This is a genomic window from Methylocystis borbori (assembly GCF_036576025.1).
GTDB lineage: Bacteria > Pseudomonadota > Alphaproteobacteria > Rhizobiales > Beijerinckiaceae > Methylocystis > Methylocystis borbori.
This window is the reverse complement of the sequence record NZ_JAZHYN010000001.1, coordinates 18,780-35,389: the sequence shown is the minus strand read 5'-3', so window position 1 is coordinate 35,389 and position 16,610 is coordinate 18,780. Positions and strand designations below refer to the sequence as shown.

Below are 16,610 nucleotides of genomic sequence, written 5' to 3'. Positions count from 1 at the left end.
GCCTATCCCGTATTGCGCAGCCCCGCCGAGATGCCGTTGATCGACATCAGAATGCCTTCGCGAATGTCGTCGCCGCTCTCGCCGAGGCGATGGCGGCGGATCAGCTCGACCTGCAGATAGTTGAGCGGCGCGATATAGGGAATGCGGTGCCGCAGCGACCGGGCGAGCGCGGGATTGTCCGCGAGCCGCTCCTTGGAGCCGCGGATTTTTTCGAGCGCGTCGAGCGCCCGCGCATGTTCGTCCGCGATCATGCCGAAGATGCGCTCGGCGAGCGCGCGATCCTCGACGAGCCCGGCGTAATGTCGGGCGATCGACATATCGGTCTTCGAGAGGATCATGTCGATATTGGAGAGCAGCGCGCCGAAAAACGGCCATTCCTGGCTCATGCGGCGAAGCAGGGCGAGCTGCGCCTCGCCGTCCTCTTCAAGAAAATGCGCGATGGCCGAGCCGAAGCCGAACCAGCCGGGCAGGGCGACGCGCGCCTGCGCCCAGGAAAAGCTCCATGGGATCGCCCGCAAATCCTCGATCCTGCGCGAGGGTTTGCGCGAGGCGGGACGCGAGCCGATGTTGAGCGAGGCGATTTCGGCGATCGGCGTCGAGGAGAAGAAGAAGTCGACGAAGCCCTCCGTGCCATAGACGAGGCCGCGATAGGCGGACATGCCGGTCTGCGACAATTTCTCGGCCGCCTCGAGAAATTCGGGCGGCGGCGCCTTGTGCTGCGACAGCAGCGTCGCCTCCAGCGTCGCCGCCACGAGGAGTTCAAGATTGACGTGGCCGATCTGCGGATTGGCGTATTTGGCGGCGATGACTTCGCCCTGTTCGGTCAGTCTGATCTGGCCGTTCACCGTTCCCGGGGGCTGGGCCAGAATGGCGTCGTAGCTCGGGCCGCCGCCGCGGCCCACCGTGCCGCCGCGCCCGTGGAAGAGGCGCAGCGTGATATTGGGCAGCGAGGCGAAGAATTCGGCGAGCGCGGTGGAGGTCCGATAGAGCTCCCACATGCTCGTCAATATGCCGCCGTCCTTGTTGGAGTCGGAATAGCCGAGCATGATGTCTTGCTGCGCGCCGGAATTGAGAATGAGTTTGACGATGCCGGGAAGCGCGTAGAATTCGCGCATGATGGGCGTCGCATTGCGCAGATCGTCGATCGTTTCGAACAGCGGCACGATGATGAGGTCGGCCGCGACCTTCTCCCAGTCGCGCGGATCGAGCGTCCCGCGCATCAGGCCGCATTCCTTTTGCAGGAGCAGCACCTCGAGTAGATCGCTCACCGTCTCCGTATGGCTGATGATGTAGTGGCGGATCGCCTCGTCGCCGTAGAGGCGGCGCATCTCCGCGGCGCGCTCGACGATCGTGAGTTCGCTGGCGGCGTTCTCGCTATAGGTCGCCTGCGGCAGCCGCACCGGACGGGGATCGCTCAACAGGCGCAGCAGCAGCGTCTGCTTTTCCGCCTCCGTCAGCGCGGCGTAATCGTCCGCGATGCGCGCGACCTTGAGAAGTTCGGCGATCGTCTCCTCGTGACGATCCGAACTTTGCCGCAGATCGAGCGTCGCGAGGTGGAAGCCGAAGACCTCCACGGCGCGAATGAGCGGCTCGAGGCGCTGCGTGGCGATGACTTCGCTGTGATGCACGCGCAGCGACTCGTCGATGGTGACGAGATCGGCGAGCAGCGCCCATGAATTGGCATAAGGCTCGCCGGGGGCGACGGCGTGGCGCGCCGCCTGGCCGCCGGTGAGCTTCTCCAGCGTGCCGGCGAGGCGCGAATAGACGCCGATCAGCGCGCGCCGATAGGGCTCGTCGTCGCGATGCGGATTGTCGTCGCCCGAGCGCGCTGCGAGTTCTTCGAGCGCCTTGGTGCAGCCGGCGTAGCGGCGCGAAATGGAGAGTTCGGCGCCAAGCTCATGCACCTCGACGAGATAGAAGCGCAGCGCCGTTTCGCATTGCATACGCATCGCGGTCGAGAGCGATTCCGCCGTGACGTTCGGATTGCCGTCGCGGTCGCCGCCGACCCAGGCGCCCATGCGCAGGAAGGGCGGCACGCGCAAGCCTTCGAGCCGCTGCTCGATATCGGCGTAGAGGCGGGGAATTTCGCGCAAGAAGGTCGAGCGGTAATAGCTCAACGTATTCTCGATTTCGTCGCGCACGGTGAGGCGCGAATGGCGCAAGAGCTCCGTCTGCCAGAGCTGCGCGATGCGGGCGCGCAGCTGCATCTCATTTTGCGCGCGCTCGGCTTTGCCGCGCAAATGTTCGCGCGCGGCGAGAAGCTTGAAGATGGCGTGTTCGGCGTCGAGCAGGCTTTTGCGGCGCACTTCCGTCGGATGGGCGGTGAGCACCGGCGAAATCCAGCCATGCGACAGGGCTTGCGCGATCTTGCCGACGCCGACGGCGGCCTTGCGCAAATGGGCGAGCGTCGTCGCGAGGCTCGGCGCGCCGGAGACGGAGCCGTTCGCCTGCGCGCGGGCGCGCTGCTGCAGCGGATGCAGGTCTTCGGCGATATTGGCGAGATGGGAAAAATAGCTGAAGGCGCGGATGACGGTGCGCGCCTCTTCGGCGGTCAGCGCGCGCAGCAGCGCGTCGAGATTGCGGTCGGCGTCCGCGTCCTGATAACGGCTGGCCGAGACGGATAGCCGGCGGATCGTCTCGATGCGTTCGAAAGCGGATTGGCCTTCATGTTCGCGCACCGCATCTCCGAGCAGGCGGCCGAGCAGGCGAATGTCTTCGATGAGGGACTCGTCGCCCTTCGCCGCCTCTGGCTCGGCCGCCGCCATGGGCGCGAGGGAATCCGGCTTTTCCTGCGTCTGCGCCTCGACCTGCATGATGCGGCGTGTTCCTCATCAAAATTGCGCCCCCGTCCGGACGCTTCTCGTTAACTATAGCAGGCTTGAGGCCGCATTTCGACGCGGGGAGACGCCGGCCGCGAGCCTGGGGGCAGGGCGCGTTGACTGCAGACGGCGCGCCTCGTCCTTCAAAAGTCGAAGGGGTGAGGCTCGGCGCGATAATATTTTCTGAAATCGGTCGGGGCGAGCGCCTGGCGGCAGGATTTCGAGAGCAGATTCGCTTGCCGCTTGAGGCAATTCTCCATCTCGAAAATGAAAATCGTATTGCCGCCGCAAAGGCGATCGGCGTCGCTTTGGCAGGCGTCCTGCTCCGAGGCCATGTCTTCGGCCGTGTTTCCAGCCCAGGTGTTCACGCCCCAGTCTTGCGCGAGCGCGGGGGAAACGCCGCTCATCGCGCAGCATAAGGCTATGGCTATGATCTTTCGCATGCGATCCTCATGGGCGAAGGCCGGTTCTTTCAGCATCGCCGAGATTGCTGCAGTTGCGCTGATTTGACAAGCTGCGCCGCGCCTCCATCCGCGAGCGGCGCTTCGAGCCGCGATTGGCGCTTGTTCGCCGCCGTTTCGCCGCTTATAGACCATCGGCGGCAAATTTTCGGTCATGCCCGCGATCGTCGCGGCGCCAACGGTCACGCCATGCTCGACATTACGGAAATTCTCATCTTCGCCGCCGTCGGCCTTGTCTTCGCATTGGGCCTTATCGGGCTTTCGCGCTGGTCGGGCCTCGCGGCGTCGCGTCTTGGCGCCTATGCGCTGATCGCCGTCTCCTTTCTGTACGTCGGCTTCGCCCTGCGCGCCGAACAGCCGGGCGCCTGGGCCGGCTTTGAAATGACCGGCGTCGCCGTCTTCGCCTCTTTCGCCTTCATGTCGATCGTCGGCGCGCCCTGGTGGGGGGTCGCGGGCTTCGCGCTGCATCCGTTCTATGCGATCTATTTTCATTATGTCGGCGCCGGCTCCGCCTTCGCGCCGGCGCCTTTCGTCATCGCCAACGTCGCCTTTGACGTCGGCATGGCGCTTTTCATCGCCTATGCGGCCCTGCGCGGCAGGGCGGCTCCAGCTGCGATAGAGGCGCAAGCGCAACGCCGGCTGGCGGCGCGCTCGCAGCATCGCGCGCAGCGCCGCGATACCGGAGGCGCTGCGTGAACGCGCCCGCGGATTTTACGATGCGTCACGACTGGCGCGTCGAGGAGATCGTCGCGCTGCACGAGCAACCGCTGCTCGCGCTGATCGCGCAGGCGAACGCCATCCATCGGCGCTTCCACGACGTCAACGACGTGCAGAAGGCGGCGCTGCTCTCGGTCAAGACCGGCGGCTGTCCCGAGGATTGCTCCTATTGTCCGCAATCGGCGCATCACCGTGAGGTGAAGCTCGACCGCGTCGATCTCATGGAGACGGACGCGGTGCTCGACGCCGCGAAAATTGCGAAAGAGGCGGGCGCCGATCGTTTCTGCATGGGCGCGGCCTGGCGCTCGGCGCCCGAGGGCAAGCGTTTCGACGCGGTGCTGGACATGGTGCGCGGCGTGCGGGCGCTCGGCATGGAAGCCTGCGTCACCCTCGGCATGATCAACGACTCGCAGGCGCAGCGCCTCGTCGAGGCGGGGCTTACCGCCTATAATCACAATCTCGACACCGGCCCTGAATTCTACGGCGAGATCATCACCACCCGCGCCTATCAGGATCGCCTCGACACGCTCAAGGCCGTGCGCGGCGCGGGACTGGAAATGTGCTGCGGCGGCATTATCGGCATGGGCGAAGGCGTGCGCGACCGCGCCGGCATGCTGCAGGTTCTCGCCTCCTTCGATCCGCATCCCGAAAGCGTGCCGATCAATGCGCTCGTCGCGGTCGAAGGCACGCCGCTCGCGGGCCGCGCGCAGATCGATCCTTTGGAACTCGTGCGCATGATCGCGGCGACGCGCATCGTCATGCCGAAAGCGCGCGTGCGGCTTTCGGCGGGACGCTCTTTCCTGTCGCGCGAGGCGCAGATTCTCTGTCTCGTCGCCGGCGCCAATTCGATCTTCTACGGCGAGAAGCTGCTCACGACGGGCAATGCCGGCGTCAATGAAGACGATGCGCTGTTCGCGGCGCTCGCCGGGCGCGAGACGCAAGCCTCTGCGGCGTCCTAAGCGCCTGATCCTGGATCTATTCCGCCGGCGTCAGGCGATTGGTCCCGTCACGCAGAATCCATTGCCGAAGGGGTCGCTGCAAAATGCGATGGGCGGGCGTGCGCCGCCGCCTTCGAATTTTCGCTCGCATTTCGCGCCGGCGCTCACCGCCTTCGCCAGGAAGGTTTCGAAATCGTCGACGTGAAAGTCGATATGGACCGGCGTCCAGTGTCGCTCATATCGCCGAATGTCGTCGCTTCCCTCCGCCGGTTTGCTTCCAGCTGATTTCTCGATCAATCCGATTTGGGAGTCGCCGCATTTGAGAGTGACATATGTCGCCACGGGCCTTGCGATTTCGGCGAGCCCCAGGGCGTCGCGATAAAAGCGCAGGCCGTCCTCAAGCAACGGAACGTCGATTGAAACCGAGTATTTCATACGCATGCTCCGTCGCGAACTCGTCGCCAAACGCCGCGCAAGGCTTTTCGTTCATCGGTGGTCATTTCGCGCCGGGCTTTGAACTTCGGTAGAAGGCCCGAAAATTCTCTCGAAATTGCTGCGCAGCGCCGCGTCGACGGCGCGCATGTCGGCGCGAACGCCCAAATCCTCGAGGCTCGTGACGCCGAGATGCGTTTCGCGCACGCCGCAGGGCGCGATGCCGGAAAAATGCGTCAAATCGGGCGCGACATTGAGAGCGACGCCGTGAAAGCTCACCCATTGCCGCAGCCGCACGCCGATGGCGGCGATCTTGTCTTCCGCCGTCTCGCCGGCGAGTCCGCGCGGCTTGTCCGGCCGCGCGACCCAGACGCCGACGCGCGCGTCGCGCCGCTCGCCTTTGACGCCGAAGTCGGACAGGGTCGCAATGATCCATGACTCAAGCGCGCAGACGAAGGCGCGCGCGTCGCGCTGGCGCCGCGTGAGATCGAGCATGACGTAGGCGACCCGCTGTCCCGGCCCGTGATAGGTGAACTGCCCGCCGCGCCCCGCGCGATATACGGGAAAACGCGCCTCGAGCAGATCGGCCTCCTTCGCCGAGGAGCCCGCTGTGTAGATCGGCGGATGTTCGAGGAGCCAGACGCATTCGCGCGCCTCTCCCGAGGCGATCGCCGCGGCCCGCGCCTCCATCCAGGCGACGGCGTCCTCATAGCCGATGAGGCCTTCGCTGACCCGCCATTCCGCCGGCGGCGCGCCGGCGCGCGCGCGCATCGCTTGCGCATCGGCGGCGCGCGCGGTCGCGGGGCAGACGGCTTGGGTCATCAGGGCCTCGTCTTGAGCCAGATGGTGGATATATATACCATAGAGGTAGAAAGGCTTAATGCATGGCTCTGAACATCAAAAACGCTGAAGCTGAAAAGCTTATCAATGAATTGGCGCGCGTCGCGGGCGAAAGCAAGACGGCGGCGGTGACGGCCGCGGTGCGCGAACGCCTCGCGCAATTGCGCGCGCGAGAAAAAACGCCGCTCGCGAAAAGGCTCGTCGCCATCGGCGAGGATTGCGCGGCGCGCCTCGACAAAAAGACCCGCGCCCTCGATCACGACGCGCTGCTTTACGATGAACGCGGCCTGCCAAAATGATCCTCGACACCTCCGCCCTTGTCGCCATCCTGCGCGCCGAACCGGAGGCGCTCGCCTTCGCGCAGGCGATCGCCGCCGCCAAGACGCGGCGCATCTCGGCGGTGAGTTACGTCGAAGCCGCGGCGGTGATCGACTCGGCTGGCGATCCCATCGCCAGCCGGCGCCTGGACGAACTGCTCGAAGAGGCGGAGGTCGCCATCGAGCCGGTGACGGCGGAGCAGGCGCGATTGGCGCGCGCCGCCTATCGCGACTTCGGCAAAGGGCGCGGCCATGGGGCGAAATTGAATTTCGGCGACTGCTTTTCCTATGCCCTGGCGAAGGCCCTTCGGGAGCCGCTGCTCTATAAGGACGACGATTTTAGCCATACGGATGCGCGAAGCGCCTTGTGATCGCCTGTCGCCCGCTTGTCATCCATGGGCCGATTTGTTAGAGGCAGCGCGCCGGCGCTTCGCGGTTGATGCAAAGCGCCTTGCGGCCGTGGCGGAATTGGTAGACGCGCTAGCTTGAGGTGCTAGTTGGGCAACCAGTGGAGGTTCGAGTCCTCTCGGCCGCACCAGCCCTAAAAATTGCGTCGAAACGCCCTGATTTGCGGCGCCGCAGCGGGCAAAGAACAGCCACATTCCTGATTGCATCATGTTTTTCGCCGGCGCTGGCCCGGGACGAGTGGGTCCCGCCCGGCTCCTCGCGATCGGGGCGGCGTGCTCCGACGCGGCGGTTTCGCGATTTAGGGCGGCGGCCTTTCACGCCGGCTCTTTTCGTTCAAGCGCGACCGGAGGGAAGCATGGCTGTATCGTTGAGAGACCGCGAGTTTCTGGCCACGGGGGACGATATCGAAACCCGCGCGCGCTACGCCTGGTCCGATATCGAAGAGGAATGGCGCGCCGCGCCGTCGCGGCCGCGCGGCGCGCAGCAACAGGCCCAGACGGTCGAGAGGGACCTGAATTTCGAACGCATGGAGCGATTGCTCTATGTATGCGTCGGCATGCTCGTGCTCCTCGGCTCCGGCATCGTCATCGGCTCCTCCTTCCGGCGCGTCGCGCCCGAAAATGCGGAGACCGCCATCGTGGCGCCCGCGCCCGAAACGCTCGCGCCGGCCGCGCCAGTCAACGAAATGAGAACCATCGTCGCCGAATCGACTGATTTGCGATCGGGCGAAGAGGCGACAATCCCGCCGGCGTCCCTTGCGGCCGCTCCCGCGGCGCCGCTTCAGGAAGGCGGCGCGGCGCAGGACGAGGGGCCAGCGTCCGCCGCCGCTCCGGCCGCCGCTTTCGAGGCAGGCCCTGTGAGCGAAGGCGCGACCGAGCCGGCGCCGTCTCAAACCGCTTCCGCCGCCCGCGACGAAGCCCCCACGGCGGCGGCCGCGAAAGCGGCGCCCGAAGGGCGCGCCGGCAAATGTCTCGTCAAAATCTCCGGCCGCGTCGTCAATAGCGGCGCCTGCCGGATTTCCAGCAGCGGCGCGGCGGTGACGTTCCAATATTCCGGCCAGACCGCCACGCTATCGCCGGTCAAGGGCAAGACATGGTCCCTGACGCTGGGCGGAAAGAAGCTCGGCCCCGTCTATAAGAGCGGCGGCTGCTGGGCCAGCAGACAGGCTTACATCTGCGAGCGCGGATGACGAACGACAGCGCGCCTTAAACCTGCGCCTGGCTCAATGCGTATGGTCGCCGTTGGCGGGCGCCGGGGCTTGCGGCTGCGTCGCCGCCTTGTCCTTGCCGCCGGTATATTTGCTGAGAGTTTTGGCGATGATCGGTTCGGTCGTCGAGGTCCAGCCTGGACCGGCCTCGGCGATGGGCGTCGGTCCGTCGCCCGGAACGATGTGCACGAGCTTGTAGCCGCGCTTTTTCAGCTCGCGCAGAAAGTCGGGCAGCATCTGCGCCGTGATCGATTGCGAATCGTGAAAGAGCACGATGCCCTTGCCTGTTTTCTCGAGCCGCGAGAGCACGAGGTCGAGTTCGGCCTTGGGGGTCATCTGCGACCAGTCCGAGGCCCATAGATCGGAGCCGAAGACGGTATAGCCGCGCGCCAGAAGATCGGCGACGAGCTCGGGCGTATCGGCGAAGCCCGGAAAACGGAAGAAGGGCGCGGCCGTGCCGCCCGCCGCCTTCGTCACCGCGGCGATCCCCTTGTCGATATCGGCTTTCGCGGCCGCTTCGCTCATTAGCCGCAGCGTTTTCGCCGGATGGCTATAGGAATGATGGGCGATGCTATGGCCCTCGGCCGCCGTGCGCTTGACCATCCCCGGCATGTTTTCGGCGTTCTGGCCGATGATGAAGAAGGTCGCGCGCGCGCATTCCTTCGCCAGCGCGCTCAGCACGCGCTCGGTCGTGTCCGCTGGCCCGTCGTCGAAGGTGAGCACGACCTCATGGTCGTTCAGATCGAGCGTGCGCGGATAGGTTTGGAGGCCGACGGCCGCGCCATGGGCGCGGTCGATCTCGATGACGCGCGATACGCCGAGCGCCTCCGGGCCGCAGTCGGCGCGGGCGGCGGCGGGCGACGCAAGGGCGAGCGCGAGGGAGAGGAAGCCGAATTTTTTCGAGATGGAAAATCGCTTCATGAGGGTTTTGCCGGTTTGATTTCGCGTCCGAGCGGGTTAAGAGCCGCCACGGCAGTATACCAATAACGCGGGATTGGCCCATGACGTTCGATCATGACGATAAGGCGACGCCCGCCGAGGAATTGCGCGAGGAAGACGCAGGCCCCATCGGCCAGGAATTCGCGCTTGAGGTCGAAGGGGCGATCGCGCTCGGCGACGCCACGCGCGTTCACGAACTCGTCGGCGGCCTGCATGAAGCCGATCTTGGCGCGCTGCTCGAACTTCTGAGCCATGACGCGCGTCCGCGCCTCGTCGAATTGATGGGCGCGGATTTCGACTTCACCGCCCTGATGGAGGTGGGCGACGCGACACGCGAGGACATCCTCGAGGAGTTGCCGGTCGAAACGCTCATCGAGGGCATGCGCGACCTCGAGAGCGACGACGCCGTCGCGATTCTCGAGACGCTGGAGCCTGCGGAACAGGCGGAGGTGCTTGAGGCGCTCCCGGCGCAAGAGCGCGTCGTCCTGCGCCGCTCCCTCGATTATCCCGAGGATTCCGCCGGCCGCCTGATGCAGACGACGCTCGTCGCCGCGCCGCCTTTCTGGACGGCTGGCCGCGTTCTGGACTTCTTTCGCGAGACCGACGGCGAGAGCCTGCCCGACAGTTTCTTCGAGGTCTTCGTCGTCGATCCCGGCTACCATTTGCTCGGCACGGTGTTCCTCGACGCGCTGGTGCGCGCCAAGCCCCTGGCGCGTCTCGACGAAATCATGCAGGCCGACCGTCGGCGGGTGAAGGCGACGGAGGACGCCGCCGAAGCGGCGCGGCTCTTCGAGCGCTACAATCTCGTCTCCGCCCCGGTCGTGGACGAATCCGAGCGGCTCGTCGGCGTCTTGACCATCGACGACATCGTCGACGTCATCCAGGAGCAGGCCTCCGACGAGATCCTGGCGCTCGGCGGCGTGAACCCGGAAGAAGAGCTGACCGACAATTTCTGGTGGATCGTCAGAAGCCGCTTCACCTGGCTTTTCATTTACATGCTCGCGGCTTTCGTCACCTCGTCCGTCCTCAAGACCTTCCAGGCGCAGCTCGAACAAATGGTGGCGCTCGCCGTGCTGGGACCGATGGTCGCAGGGCAGGGGGGAAGCTCGGCGACCCAGACCATGACCGTGGCCGTTCGGTCGCTGGCGACGCGAGAGCTTAACCGTGGGAACGCCCTCAAGATTATTTTCCGGGAGCTCGCCATCGGCGCCGTCAATGGCGCGGCCTTCGGCCTCGTGACCGGGACGGTCGCCGCAAGCTGGTTTCACAATGTCGGCCTCGGCCCAGTTATGGCTTTGGCGATGTTCACGAATCTGGTCTGCGGCGCGTTCGGCGGCGTCGTCGTCCCGCTCGTCTGCGACCGGCTGAAATTCGACCCCGCGGTCTCCTCGGGGCCGTTCGTGACCACGATCACCGACGTCGTCGGCTACAGCTCTTTCCTTACAATCGCCAGTTTGTGGTTTCATCTCAATTGAGGCGAATTGGCGCGTTAACGCCGCATTACCGCCTATGGGGATATTTTGTCGAAATGCGCTTCCTGACTACTCCTCCCTTGCGTTTCGTCGCGCTCGGCTGCGCCGTGGCGACGCTCGCGCTCGCCGGCTGCGGCAGCTCCTTCGACCCCTCCTATGCGCATCGCCCGCGCTTCGCCACGAGCGCGCCGCTCGTCAACGCCAAGCGCGACCCGAGCTTCCTCGCCTATGCGGTGCCGGAGTCCGACCTTCACAAATTCCCGGCGACGCGGAGCGCCGAACTCGCCGTGCACGGAATCGACGTCTCGAAATATCAGGGCGATATCGACTGGCAGGCGGTCAAGGAGTCGGGCGTCTCCTTCGCCTTCATCAAGGCGACCGAAGGCGGCGACCGCACCGACTCGAAATTCGCCTACAACTGGGCGGCGGCGAAGGCGGCCGGCGTGCCGCGCGGCGCCTATCACTTCGTCTATTGGTGCCGCCAGCCGCATGAAGAGATCGGCAATTTCGCGAGCGTCGTGCCCAATGAGCCCGACGCCCTGCCGCCCGTGCTCGACGTCGAGGCGACGCCCACCTCCAGAAGCTGCAAGCGCACCCTCTATCGCGAGGAAGCGCTGCGCGACATGAAGGCGATGCTGGAGGAGATGGAGCGGCGCTACGGCAAAAAGCCGATCATCTATTCCTCGGTCGATTTCTACCAGGCGATCCTGCATTCGGACGCCTTGTCCGAATATCCGATCTGGGTGCGCTCGACGAAATATCACCCGCAAGTGCGCTACGGCGACCGCAAATGGACCTTCTGGCAATATCGCTCGGACGGGCGCGTTCCGGGCATCGTCGGCGCCGTCGATCAGAACGCCTTTTACGGCTCGTCCGACGAGTGGCGGAGCTGGCTCGCCTCAACCACGGGCATGCGGGCCGCCCCCCTCATGGCGGCGCGCAAGCCGATCGACGATCGCGGCGCCAATAAGCTCGTCGAAGAGGATCCGGCGATGCTGTCCGGCGGCGAAAAGAACGCCTATGACAGGGAGCCGGGCGCGCCTATACCGCCGGCCGCGATCCGATAGGCCGCAGGGGTAGCCAGACGCTGACAGATCGCGTATATGCGCGGGGCCAGTTTCCGCCGCGCGGCGCCGTCGCCCGCGGCTTTACCGTTTAGAGAGAGACAAATGGCTGTTCCGAAGAGAAAAACCTCGCCGATGAAGCGGGGCTTCCGCCGCTCCGCCGACGCGCTGAAGGCGCCGACCTATGTCGAGGACAAGGATTCGGGCGAATTGCGCCGGCCGCATCACATCGACCTCAAGACCGGCATGTATCGCGGCCGTCAGGTGCTGAAGGTCAAGTCGGCCGAGGAATAGCGGTCGGGCCATCGCGCGCATGAAAGCGAGCCGCAGGGCTCGCTTTTTTGTTTTGCGACAGTCGTATGGGATTGCTTTATATCATGTCCGGACGGTCGCGGATCGATCCGGCCGCGCGAAGACCTCGGCGTCTTCCGTAAGACGCGTTCTTCCTTGGCAGGGCGGGGGAAACAGACGTGAACAGCATCACTTTAGCCGTCTTAACGCTTTTTTTAACGCTGCTTGCAGGGCTGGCGGGATTTTGTATTACCTCCTATCTTAAAGAGAGCTGGCTTGATGGAATATCTAGAGATCAATTTAAAGCCTTGAGAAACATGATTGGCTCATTGCTTGCGGTATGCCTTGGTTTTTTATTGATAACGGCAAAAAATAATTATGATAAAAAAGTGGATGAGCTTAGACTGGAAGCGTCCAAGGTTATATTGTTGCATCGTGTTCTTGATATATTTGGCGGTGAGGCTGACCAGGCGCGAACAAAGATAATACGCACTTTGCAGGGCCAGATCGACCTATTGCGGGTCGCGACTAACAGTTACATCGATCAAAAGGAGGCTTTCAAAAAAGCCAAGATCGATTCATTTCGTCAAGCGGTGCTCTCGTTAAAAGGCAATAACGAACAAAAATCATGGGCAAAATCGACCGCCCTTAGCCTAACGCAAGAAATCGCCGGCATAAGATGGAAAATATATAATGACTTGAACGCCAATATACCAATGGCGGTGGTCATCTTCCTGATAGCTCTGCTCGTAACGGTTTTCTTCAATTTTGGCGTCATCTCGCACCGTCACTGGACAGCGGCGCTTGGGCTGGTCTCGGCGTCTATGTGCGTCTCCGGGGCCATCTTTCTGCTCGTTGAGCTGGATCGGCCCTTTCAAGGATTTTTCGCCGTTCCGACCGACCCCCTGAAATCCGCGGTCGATATTATTTCGACAGATCGATAACGCGCCGCCAACTGCTCCGCCGACAGACGCGGCGGTGCGGCGTCGCGGCCGTCAATTGCTGAAGGTGAAGTAGACCGAGGAATAGGCGCGCTCATATCGATATGCTATGGGAAGCGGACCCGCTCAATGCGGGACCGCTTCTTTTATTTTTTGGAATTAGGCTATGGGATTGGATTTATACCATTTTCAGGCGGTCGAGGATTGCTCTGGCGCCGAAATCATTATCGACCCCGGCGTTGAGGATCTGAAAGTCCTCCAGCCTCTTTCTTATCAAACAACCAATCAATACATTGACTGGGAAAAGATGTTCGCTTCCAAGGATCTTTCGGTGGATGATCACCAATTGGTGAGCCGCACGATGGCGTCATCCGCTTCTTTATTTCGAATAGGAAAAATTGACGAGACATACACTTTCATTTCGCGGTTGGACGGAATCGAAATTTTCCTTCAGCAATAAACCCGCTCCCCTTTTTAAACTGCCTTTCGGCAAGCAGAAGCCTAAAGTCTTCAGTGGGGCTTTCACCTATAGGCCGCAACAAGATACGGTAGTGTCCGCGCATCAGGCGGGCTATCAGCGAAAAGATGTCGATGAACAGTTTTTCAACGAGTTTCCGCCGGACCTGATCACGACTGACTTCAGTCGCGTCCAGCGAATTCATGAACTCACCCTTCCTTATGCCAAGGATGCTTACCGTCAGGCTTTTGTCGATAATTGGTCGCCTAGCCGCAGCTTTCTTATTGTTTCCTGGTGAGTCAGCGGCGCTTTTGCGCGACGGCGAGAAGCGGCAGCAACACTGCCCGGGGCGTCGCCGCCGAGCTCCAGATGAGCGCCCGGTTCATCCACCCGGGCACGACAATGCGCCTGCCCGCCATCAGCCCCTCATAGCCCTGCCGCGCGACCTCATCGGCCGGCGCCATCGCCAGCTTCATCGCCGCCATCAGGCCCTCATAGCTCATGCCCGCGCGGGCCTGAAAGCCGGTGGGGACCGGGCCGGGACAGAGGCACGAGACCTTCACGCCCGCGGGCTTCAGCTCCTCATAGAGCGCCTCGCTGAAGGAGCGCACGAAGGCTTTCGTCGCGTAATAGACCGCGAAGCCCGGCCCCGGCATGAAAGCGGCGACGGAGGCGACGTTGAGGACGCCGCCCTTCGTCGCGACGAGGGACGGCAGGAAAGCGAGGGTCAGCGCCGTCAGCGCGCGGATGTTGAGATCGATCATGTCGATCTGCTCGGCAGCGTCGAGTTCGGCGGCGCGGCCGATGAGGCCGAAGCCTGCGTTATTGACGAGATATTGCGGTTGAAGGCCCGCCTCCGCGAGCCGTTCGGCGAGCGCCTTTTCCGCGCCCTTGGAGAGAAGATCGAGATCGATCACGACGGGCCGCGCTGCGCCCTTTGCTGCGATCTCGTCGGCGAGCGCCTCCAGGCGCTCGCGCCGGCGGGCGACGAGGGCGAGCTCATGGCCCTTGGCGGCGAAGATTCGGGCGAGTTCTGCGCCGATCCCTTCCGAGGCCCCGGTGACGACGGCGACGGGACGCGCGGTCTCCGTCATGCGTCGCCCGGTTTGGGAGCGACCGGCTTGGGCGCGCCCCAGGGGCCGGTCGGGGGCGCTTCGACGCCGTCGCGCGACTCGCGGCGCAACTCGACCCGGTCGCGGGTCGAGACGCCGAGCAGCTCGGCGACGCGCCAGACGACATTCTCCTCGAATTCATGCACCTCGCCGTCGGCATGGGCCATGTCCCACAGCATGCCGATGATCTGGCGGCGCCCGTCCTCGTCGAGGCGGCGCTTCAACACGCTGGTGAAGCGATAGAGATCGACGGCATCGCGCTCGCTCTCGCGCGCGGCCTCGATCAATTCATGCGCCTCGTCGCCCTTGAGCCCGAAGCGCGCCTCGATGAGCTGCTCGATGCGCGCCTTTTCCTTGTCGTCGAATTCGCCGTCGACCGAGGCGATATTGACGAGGAGGGCGGCGGCGGCGAGCTGATAGTCGGCGGCTTCGAAGGGCTTCGGCGCGTTGGCATCGCCGGCGAGTTCGCTGATGAAATTCTTGAGGGCTGCGAGCATGGGCGGCGGGGCTACCGGGGCAGGAGTTGCGTCCCGATCCCTATAGATCATGCGGCGGGGGAAGGGTAGGTGGGAGCAGGGGGGAATGGGTTAGGGGGCGGTTTGGATTTCCGCTTATGAACTAACTTGGCCCTTTCCATAAGAAGCGTTCTATAGGCTGCGACCTTTCCTTATCGACATACGTTCTGCCTCGCATTCACAAATAAATTTTGAGGGTGGGTTGTTGGCCGCTGACAGATTGCGGTTCGCTGGGTAAAGAGGTCTAGGTGAGATGGGATTGCTGGGCGTGACAATATCCGCGATGACTTCCAAGATGCTTTGGGGACGCGCTGCAGCAAGATGCTCGATCTGCAGGATTCAGTTGGTCTTGGACGAGACCGAGACTGACAATCCTGCCTTGGTCGGCGAAATGGCGCATATGATCGCTGAAAGTGACGATGGCCCGCGTGGTAAGTCTCCCATGGCACGCCAAGAGCGTGACTGCTATGACAATCTTCTTCTCCTCTGTAGAAACCACCACGGCGAAATAGATCGCCAGCCAGAAACCTGGCCTGTGGAGCACCTGAAACAGATTAAAAGTGCCCATGAAACATGGGTGAGCGGGTCTCTCACTGAATTCGACAAAGAGAAAGAATCTGACGACGAAACTTACGCTGGTTATATTGACGAATGGAGCAAGCGTTGCCGCCTCGAACGTTGGACGGAATGGAGTAGTTCCTTGCTCTCATTTGGTCAGCCGAATCTGGATTGTGAGATATATAAAGACTTAACCGACCTGCCGTCTTGGATCATGAAGCGTGCTTGGCCGGCCCGATATCGAGAACTTGAAGTAGCTATGTATAATTTTGCCCGTGTCCTCAACGATCTAAACTTAGTCTTCAACAGGCATGCCAAGAAACGACATGATGACGATGATGAGCTTTGGACAGAGAAATTCTATAAAATAAATGAATGGAATCCTGAACGATACCACAACCTATCTCGCCAGTATGACTATCACGTAGATTTGGTGCAGGATCTCGTCCTCGAACTGACGCGAGCTGGTAATCTTATATGCGACAAGTTTCGAGCCAATATTCTTCCATCATATCGCTTAAGCGAAGGCCGACTGTCTGTCAGATCTGGTCCAGATGAGCACTTGAGATGGAAAGAGATAGTGGTCGAATACGACAAAGACGAACGCATCGCTGAATTTCCTTATCCAGGCTTGGAAGTATTTCTTACCGATCGAGAAAGCCGTGACATGTTCTTCGGAAAAGGTCTTGCCCCATCATGAACTTGCGCCGAAGACTGACGTATCTAGCTTGGTTTAGGACACGCTAGGCGCTGCGACAAGCACGCGTCGCTATCCGTCATTATCGTCTTTTGAGGGGATGAGGCATCGCGACGGCTCGCGCGACCATGCTCTGCCGCTTGCCAATTCCCGCCCGATCCCATCTTTGACATAAAGAAATCTTTATATCTTTATTGTCTTTCCCGCCCGCTCCTGTTATAGGCTCGCCCCGAGCCGCTGGCTTGCGCCAGCGAGACGACATCCGGTCGATCCGTTCGCCCGGGCGCGTCATTCCCGGCAGGCCGCAGGCCTGACCGGGAATCCAGAGCAACACCCAAGAATATTGGTCTTGCTCTGGATTCCCGATCGCGCGCAAAGCGCGCGTCGGGAATGACATCCGAGCCGTTCAATCGAACTGGGTATGA

The 16,610-nt window shown here is 62.6% G+C and carries 18 protein-coding genes and 1 tRNA gene; 12 read left to right on the top strand and 7 right to left on the bottom strand.

All coding sequences use genetic code 11. The annotated features are described in order from the left end of the window. Positions 1-2 precede the first annotated feature (2 nt). Both ppc and V3H18_RS00145 read right to left on the bottom strand, forming a co-directional pair. Entirely contained in the window at positions 3-2,813 is a 2,811-nt protein-coding gene (ppc, locus tag V3H18_RS00150) for a phosphoenolpyruvate carboxylase (RefSeq protein ID WP_332079817.1), read from the bottom strand. A 149-nt stretch (positions 2,814-2,962) separates the two neighbouring features. Next, on the bottom strand, positions 2,963-3,262 hold the full coding sequence (locus V3H18_RS00145) for a hypothetical protein (RefSeq protein ID WP_332079816.1): 300 nt from the start codon (positions 3,260-3,262) through the stop codon (positions 2,963-2,965). 207 nt (positions 3,263-3,469) lie between these two features. Here V3H18_RS00145 and V3H18_RS00140 point away from each other — a divergent pair, with 207 nt between their 5' ends. Further along, complete coding sequence (locus V3H18_RS00140) at positions 3,470-3,976, top strand: PTS sugar transporter subunit IIA (protein WP_332079815.1); 507 nt, start codon at positions 3,470-3,472, stop codon at positions 3,974-3,976. Further along, positions 3,973-4,956: a biotin synthase BioB gene (bioB, locus tag V3H18_RS00135; RefSeq protein ID WP_332079814.1), complete on the top strand. Its 984-nt coding sequence runs from the start codon at positions 3,973-3,975 to the stop codon at positions 4,954-4,956. The genes V3H18_RS00140 and bioB overlap by 4 nt, the downstream gene beginning before the upstream one ends. A 30-nt stretch (positions 4,957-4,986) precedes the next feature. On the opposite strand, the gene V3H18_RS00130 is transcribed toward bioB, so the two are convergent. Next, a complete protein-coding gene (locus V3H18_RS00130) occupies positions 4,987-5,370 on the bottom strand; it encodes a VOC family protein (protein WP_332079813.1) in 384 nt (127 codons plus the stop codon). 51 nt (positions 5,371-5,421) lie between these two features. Then, positions 5,422-6,189, bottom strand: a complete 768-nt coding sequence (gene lipB, locus V3H18_RS00125) for a lipoyl(octanoyl) transferase LipB (RefSeq protein WP_408631739.1) — start codon at positions 6,187-6,189, stop codon at positions 5,422-5,424. Between the two features lie 62 nt (positions 6,190-6,251). Between lipB and V3H18_RS00120 the strand changes: the two genes are divergently transcribed. The 4 genes from V3H18_RS00120 to V3H18_RS00105 all read left to right on the top strand — a co-directional run bounded on the left by V3H18_RS00120 (position 6,252) and on the right by V3H18_RS00105 (position 8,121). Beyond that, positions 6,252-6,506 (top strand): type II toxin-antitoxin system VapB family antitoxin, encoded by a 255-nt coding sequence (locus tag V3H18_RS00120; RefSeq protein WP_332079812.1) that lies wholly within the window; start codon positions 6,252-6,254, stop codon positions 6,504-6,506. Continuing rightward, positions 6,503-6,895: a type II toxin-antitoxin system VapC family toxin gene (locus tag V3H18_RS00115; protein WP_332079811.1), complete on the top strand. Its 393-nt coding sequence runs from the start codon at positions 6,503-6,505 to the stop codon at positions 6,893-6,895. The genes V3H18_RS00120 and V3H18_RS00115 overlap by 4 nt, the downstream gene beginning before the upstream one ends. An 82-nt stretch (positions 6,896-6,977) precedes the next feature. Then, a tRNA-Leu gene (locus V3H18_RS00110) sits at positions 6,978-7,062 on the top strand. A 225-nt stretch (positions 7,063-7,287) separates the two neighbouring features. Continuing rightward, positions 7,288-8,121, top strand: coding sequence for a hypothetical protein (locus tag V3H18_RS00105; protein WP_332079810.1), 834 nt, complete (start codon positions 7,288-7,290; stop codon positions 8,119-8,121). A 33-nt stretch (positions 8,122-8,154) separates the two neighbouring features. Here V3H18_RS00105 and V3H18_RS00100 read toward each other — a convergent pair whose 3' ends face one another. Further along, positions 8,155-9,060: a polysaccharide deacetylase family protein gene (locus tag V3H18_RS00100; RefSeq protein WP_332079809.1), complete on the bottom strand. Its 906-nt coding sequence runs from the start codon at positions 9,058-9,060 to the stop codon at positions 8,155-8,157. An 80-nt stretch (positions 9,061-9,140) separates the two neighbouring features. On the opposite strand from V3H18_RS00100, the gene mgtE reads away from it, so the two are divergent. The 5 genes from mgtE (at position 9,141) to V3H18_RS00075 (ending at position 13,601) form a co-directional block, all read left to right on the top strand. Next, positions 9,141-10,553: a magnesium transporter gene (gene mgtE / locus V3H18_RS00095; protein ID WP_332079808.1), complete on the top strand. Its 1,413-nt coding sequence runs from the start codon at positions 9,141-9,143 to the stop codon at positions 10,551-10,553. A 53-nt stretch (positions 10,554-10,606) separates the two neighbouring features. Then, positions 10,607-11,617, top strand: a complete 1,011-nt coding sequence (locus tag V3H18_RS00090; protein ID WP_332079807.1) for a glycoside hydrolase family 25 protein — start codon at positions 10,607-10,609, stop codon at positions 11,615-11,617. Between the two features lie 102 nt (positions 11,618-11,719). Beyond that, entirely contained in the window at positions 11,720-11,908 is a 189-nt protein-coding gene (rpmF, locus tag V3H18_RS00085) for a 50S ribosomal protein L32 (protein WP_016919986.1), read from the top strand. Between the two features lie 176 nt (positions 11,909-12,084). Continuing rightward, the gene (locus V3H18_RS00080; protein WP_332079806.1) at positions 12,085-12,849 is read left to right on the top strand and encodes a bestrophin-like domain; all 765 of its coding nucleotides are present in this window, start codon (positions 12,085-12,087) and stop codon (positions 12,847-12,849) included. A 395-nt stretch (positions 12,850-13,244) separates the two neighbouring features. Beyond that, on the top strand, positions 13,245-13,601 hold the full coding sequence (locus tag V3H18_RS00075) for a hypothetical protein (protein ID WP_332079805.1): 357 nt from the start codon (positions 13,245-13,247) through the stop codon (positions 13,599-13,601). 1 nt (position 13,602) lies between these two features. Here the strand turns inward: V3H18_RS00075 and V3H18_RS00070 are convergent, their stop codons facing one another. Continuing rightward, positions 13,603-14,397 carry an SDR family NAD(P)-dependent oxidoreductase gene (locus tag V3H18_RS00070; RefSeq protein WP_332079804.1) on the bottom strand — a complete coding sequence of 265 codons (795 nt, stop codon included), beginning with the start codon at positions 14,395-14,397 and terminating at the stop codon, positions 13,603-13,605. Then, on the bottom strand, positions 14,394-14,912 hold the full coding sequence (locus V3H18_RS00065) for a tellurite resistance TerB family protein (RefSeq protein ID WP_332079803.1): 519 nt from the start codon (positions 14,910-14,912) through the stop codon (positions 14,394-14,396). Before V3H18_RS00065 ends, V3H18_RS00070 begins: the two co-directional genes overlap by 4 nt. 367 nt (positions 14,913-15,279) lie before the next feature. On the opposite strand from V3H18_RS00065, the gene V3H18_RS00060 reads away from it, so the two are divergent. Beyond that, on the top strand, positions 15,280-16,188 hold the full coding sequence (locus tag V3H18_RS00060; RefSeq protein ID WP_408631738.1) for a hypothetical protein: 909 nt from the start codon (positions 15,280-15,282) through the stop codon (positions 16,186-16,188). Positions 16,189-16,610: the final 422 nt, after the last annotated feature.

Bases quoted from the DNA above. Each gene is read 5' to 3' on its own strand.
- ppc (WP_332079817.1), bottom strand. From the start codon at position 2,813: ATGCAGGTCGAGGCGCAGACGCAGGAAAAGCCGGATTCCCTCGCGCCC.
- V3H18_RS00145 (WP_332079816.1), bottom strand. From the start codon at position 3,262: ATGCGAAAGATCATAGCCATAGCCTTATGCTGCGCGATGAGCGGCGTT.
- V3H18_RS00140 (WP_332079815.1), top strand. From the start codon at position 3,470: ATGCTCGACATTACGGAAATTCTCATCTTCGCCGCCGTCGGCCTTGTC.
- V3H18_RS00130 (WP_332079813.1), bottom strand. From the start codon at position 5,370: ATGAAATACTCGGTTTCAATCGACGTTCCGTTGCTTGAGGACGGCCTG.
- lipB (WP_408631739.1), bottom strand. From the start codon at position 6,189: ATGACCCAAGCCGTCTGCCCCGCGACCGCGCGCGCCGCCGATGCGCAA.
- V3H18_RS00120 (WP_332079812.1), top strand. From the start codon at position 6,252: ATGGCTCTGAACATCAAAAACGCTGAAGCTGAAAAGCTTATCAATGAA.
- V3H18_RS00115 (WP_332079811.1), top strand. From the start codon at position 6,503: ATGATCCTCGACACCTCCGCCCTTGTCGCCATCCTGCGCGCCGAACCG.
- V3H18_RS00105 (WP_332079810.1), top strand. From the start codon at position 7,288: ATGGCTGTATCGTTGAGAGACCGCGAGTTTCTGGCCACGGGGGACGAT.
- V3H18_RS00100 (WP_332079809.1), bottom strand. From the start codon at position 9,060: ATGAAGCGATTTTCCATCTCGAAAAAATTCGGCTTCCTCTCCCTCGCG.
- mgtE (WP_332079808.1), top strand. From the start codon at position 9,141: ATGACGTTCGATCATGACGATAAGGCGACGCCCGCCGAGGAATTGCGC.
- V3H18_RS00090 (WP_332079807.1), top strand. From the start codon at position 10,607: ATGCGCTTCCTGACTACTCCTCCCTTGCGTTTCGTCGCGCTCGGCTGC.
- rpmF (WP_016919986.1), top strand. From the start codon at position 11,720: ATGGCTGTTCCGAAGAGAAAAACCTCGCCGATGAAGCGGGGCTTCCGC.
- V3H18_RS00070 (WP_332079804.1), bottom strand. From the start codon at position 14,397: ATGACGGAGACCGCGCGTCCCGTCGCCGTCGTCACCGGGGCCTCGGAA.
- V3H18_RS00065 (WP_332079803.1), bottom strand. From the start codon at position 14,912: ATGCTCGCAGCCCTCAAGAATTTCATCAGCGAACTCGCCGGCGATGCC.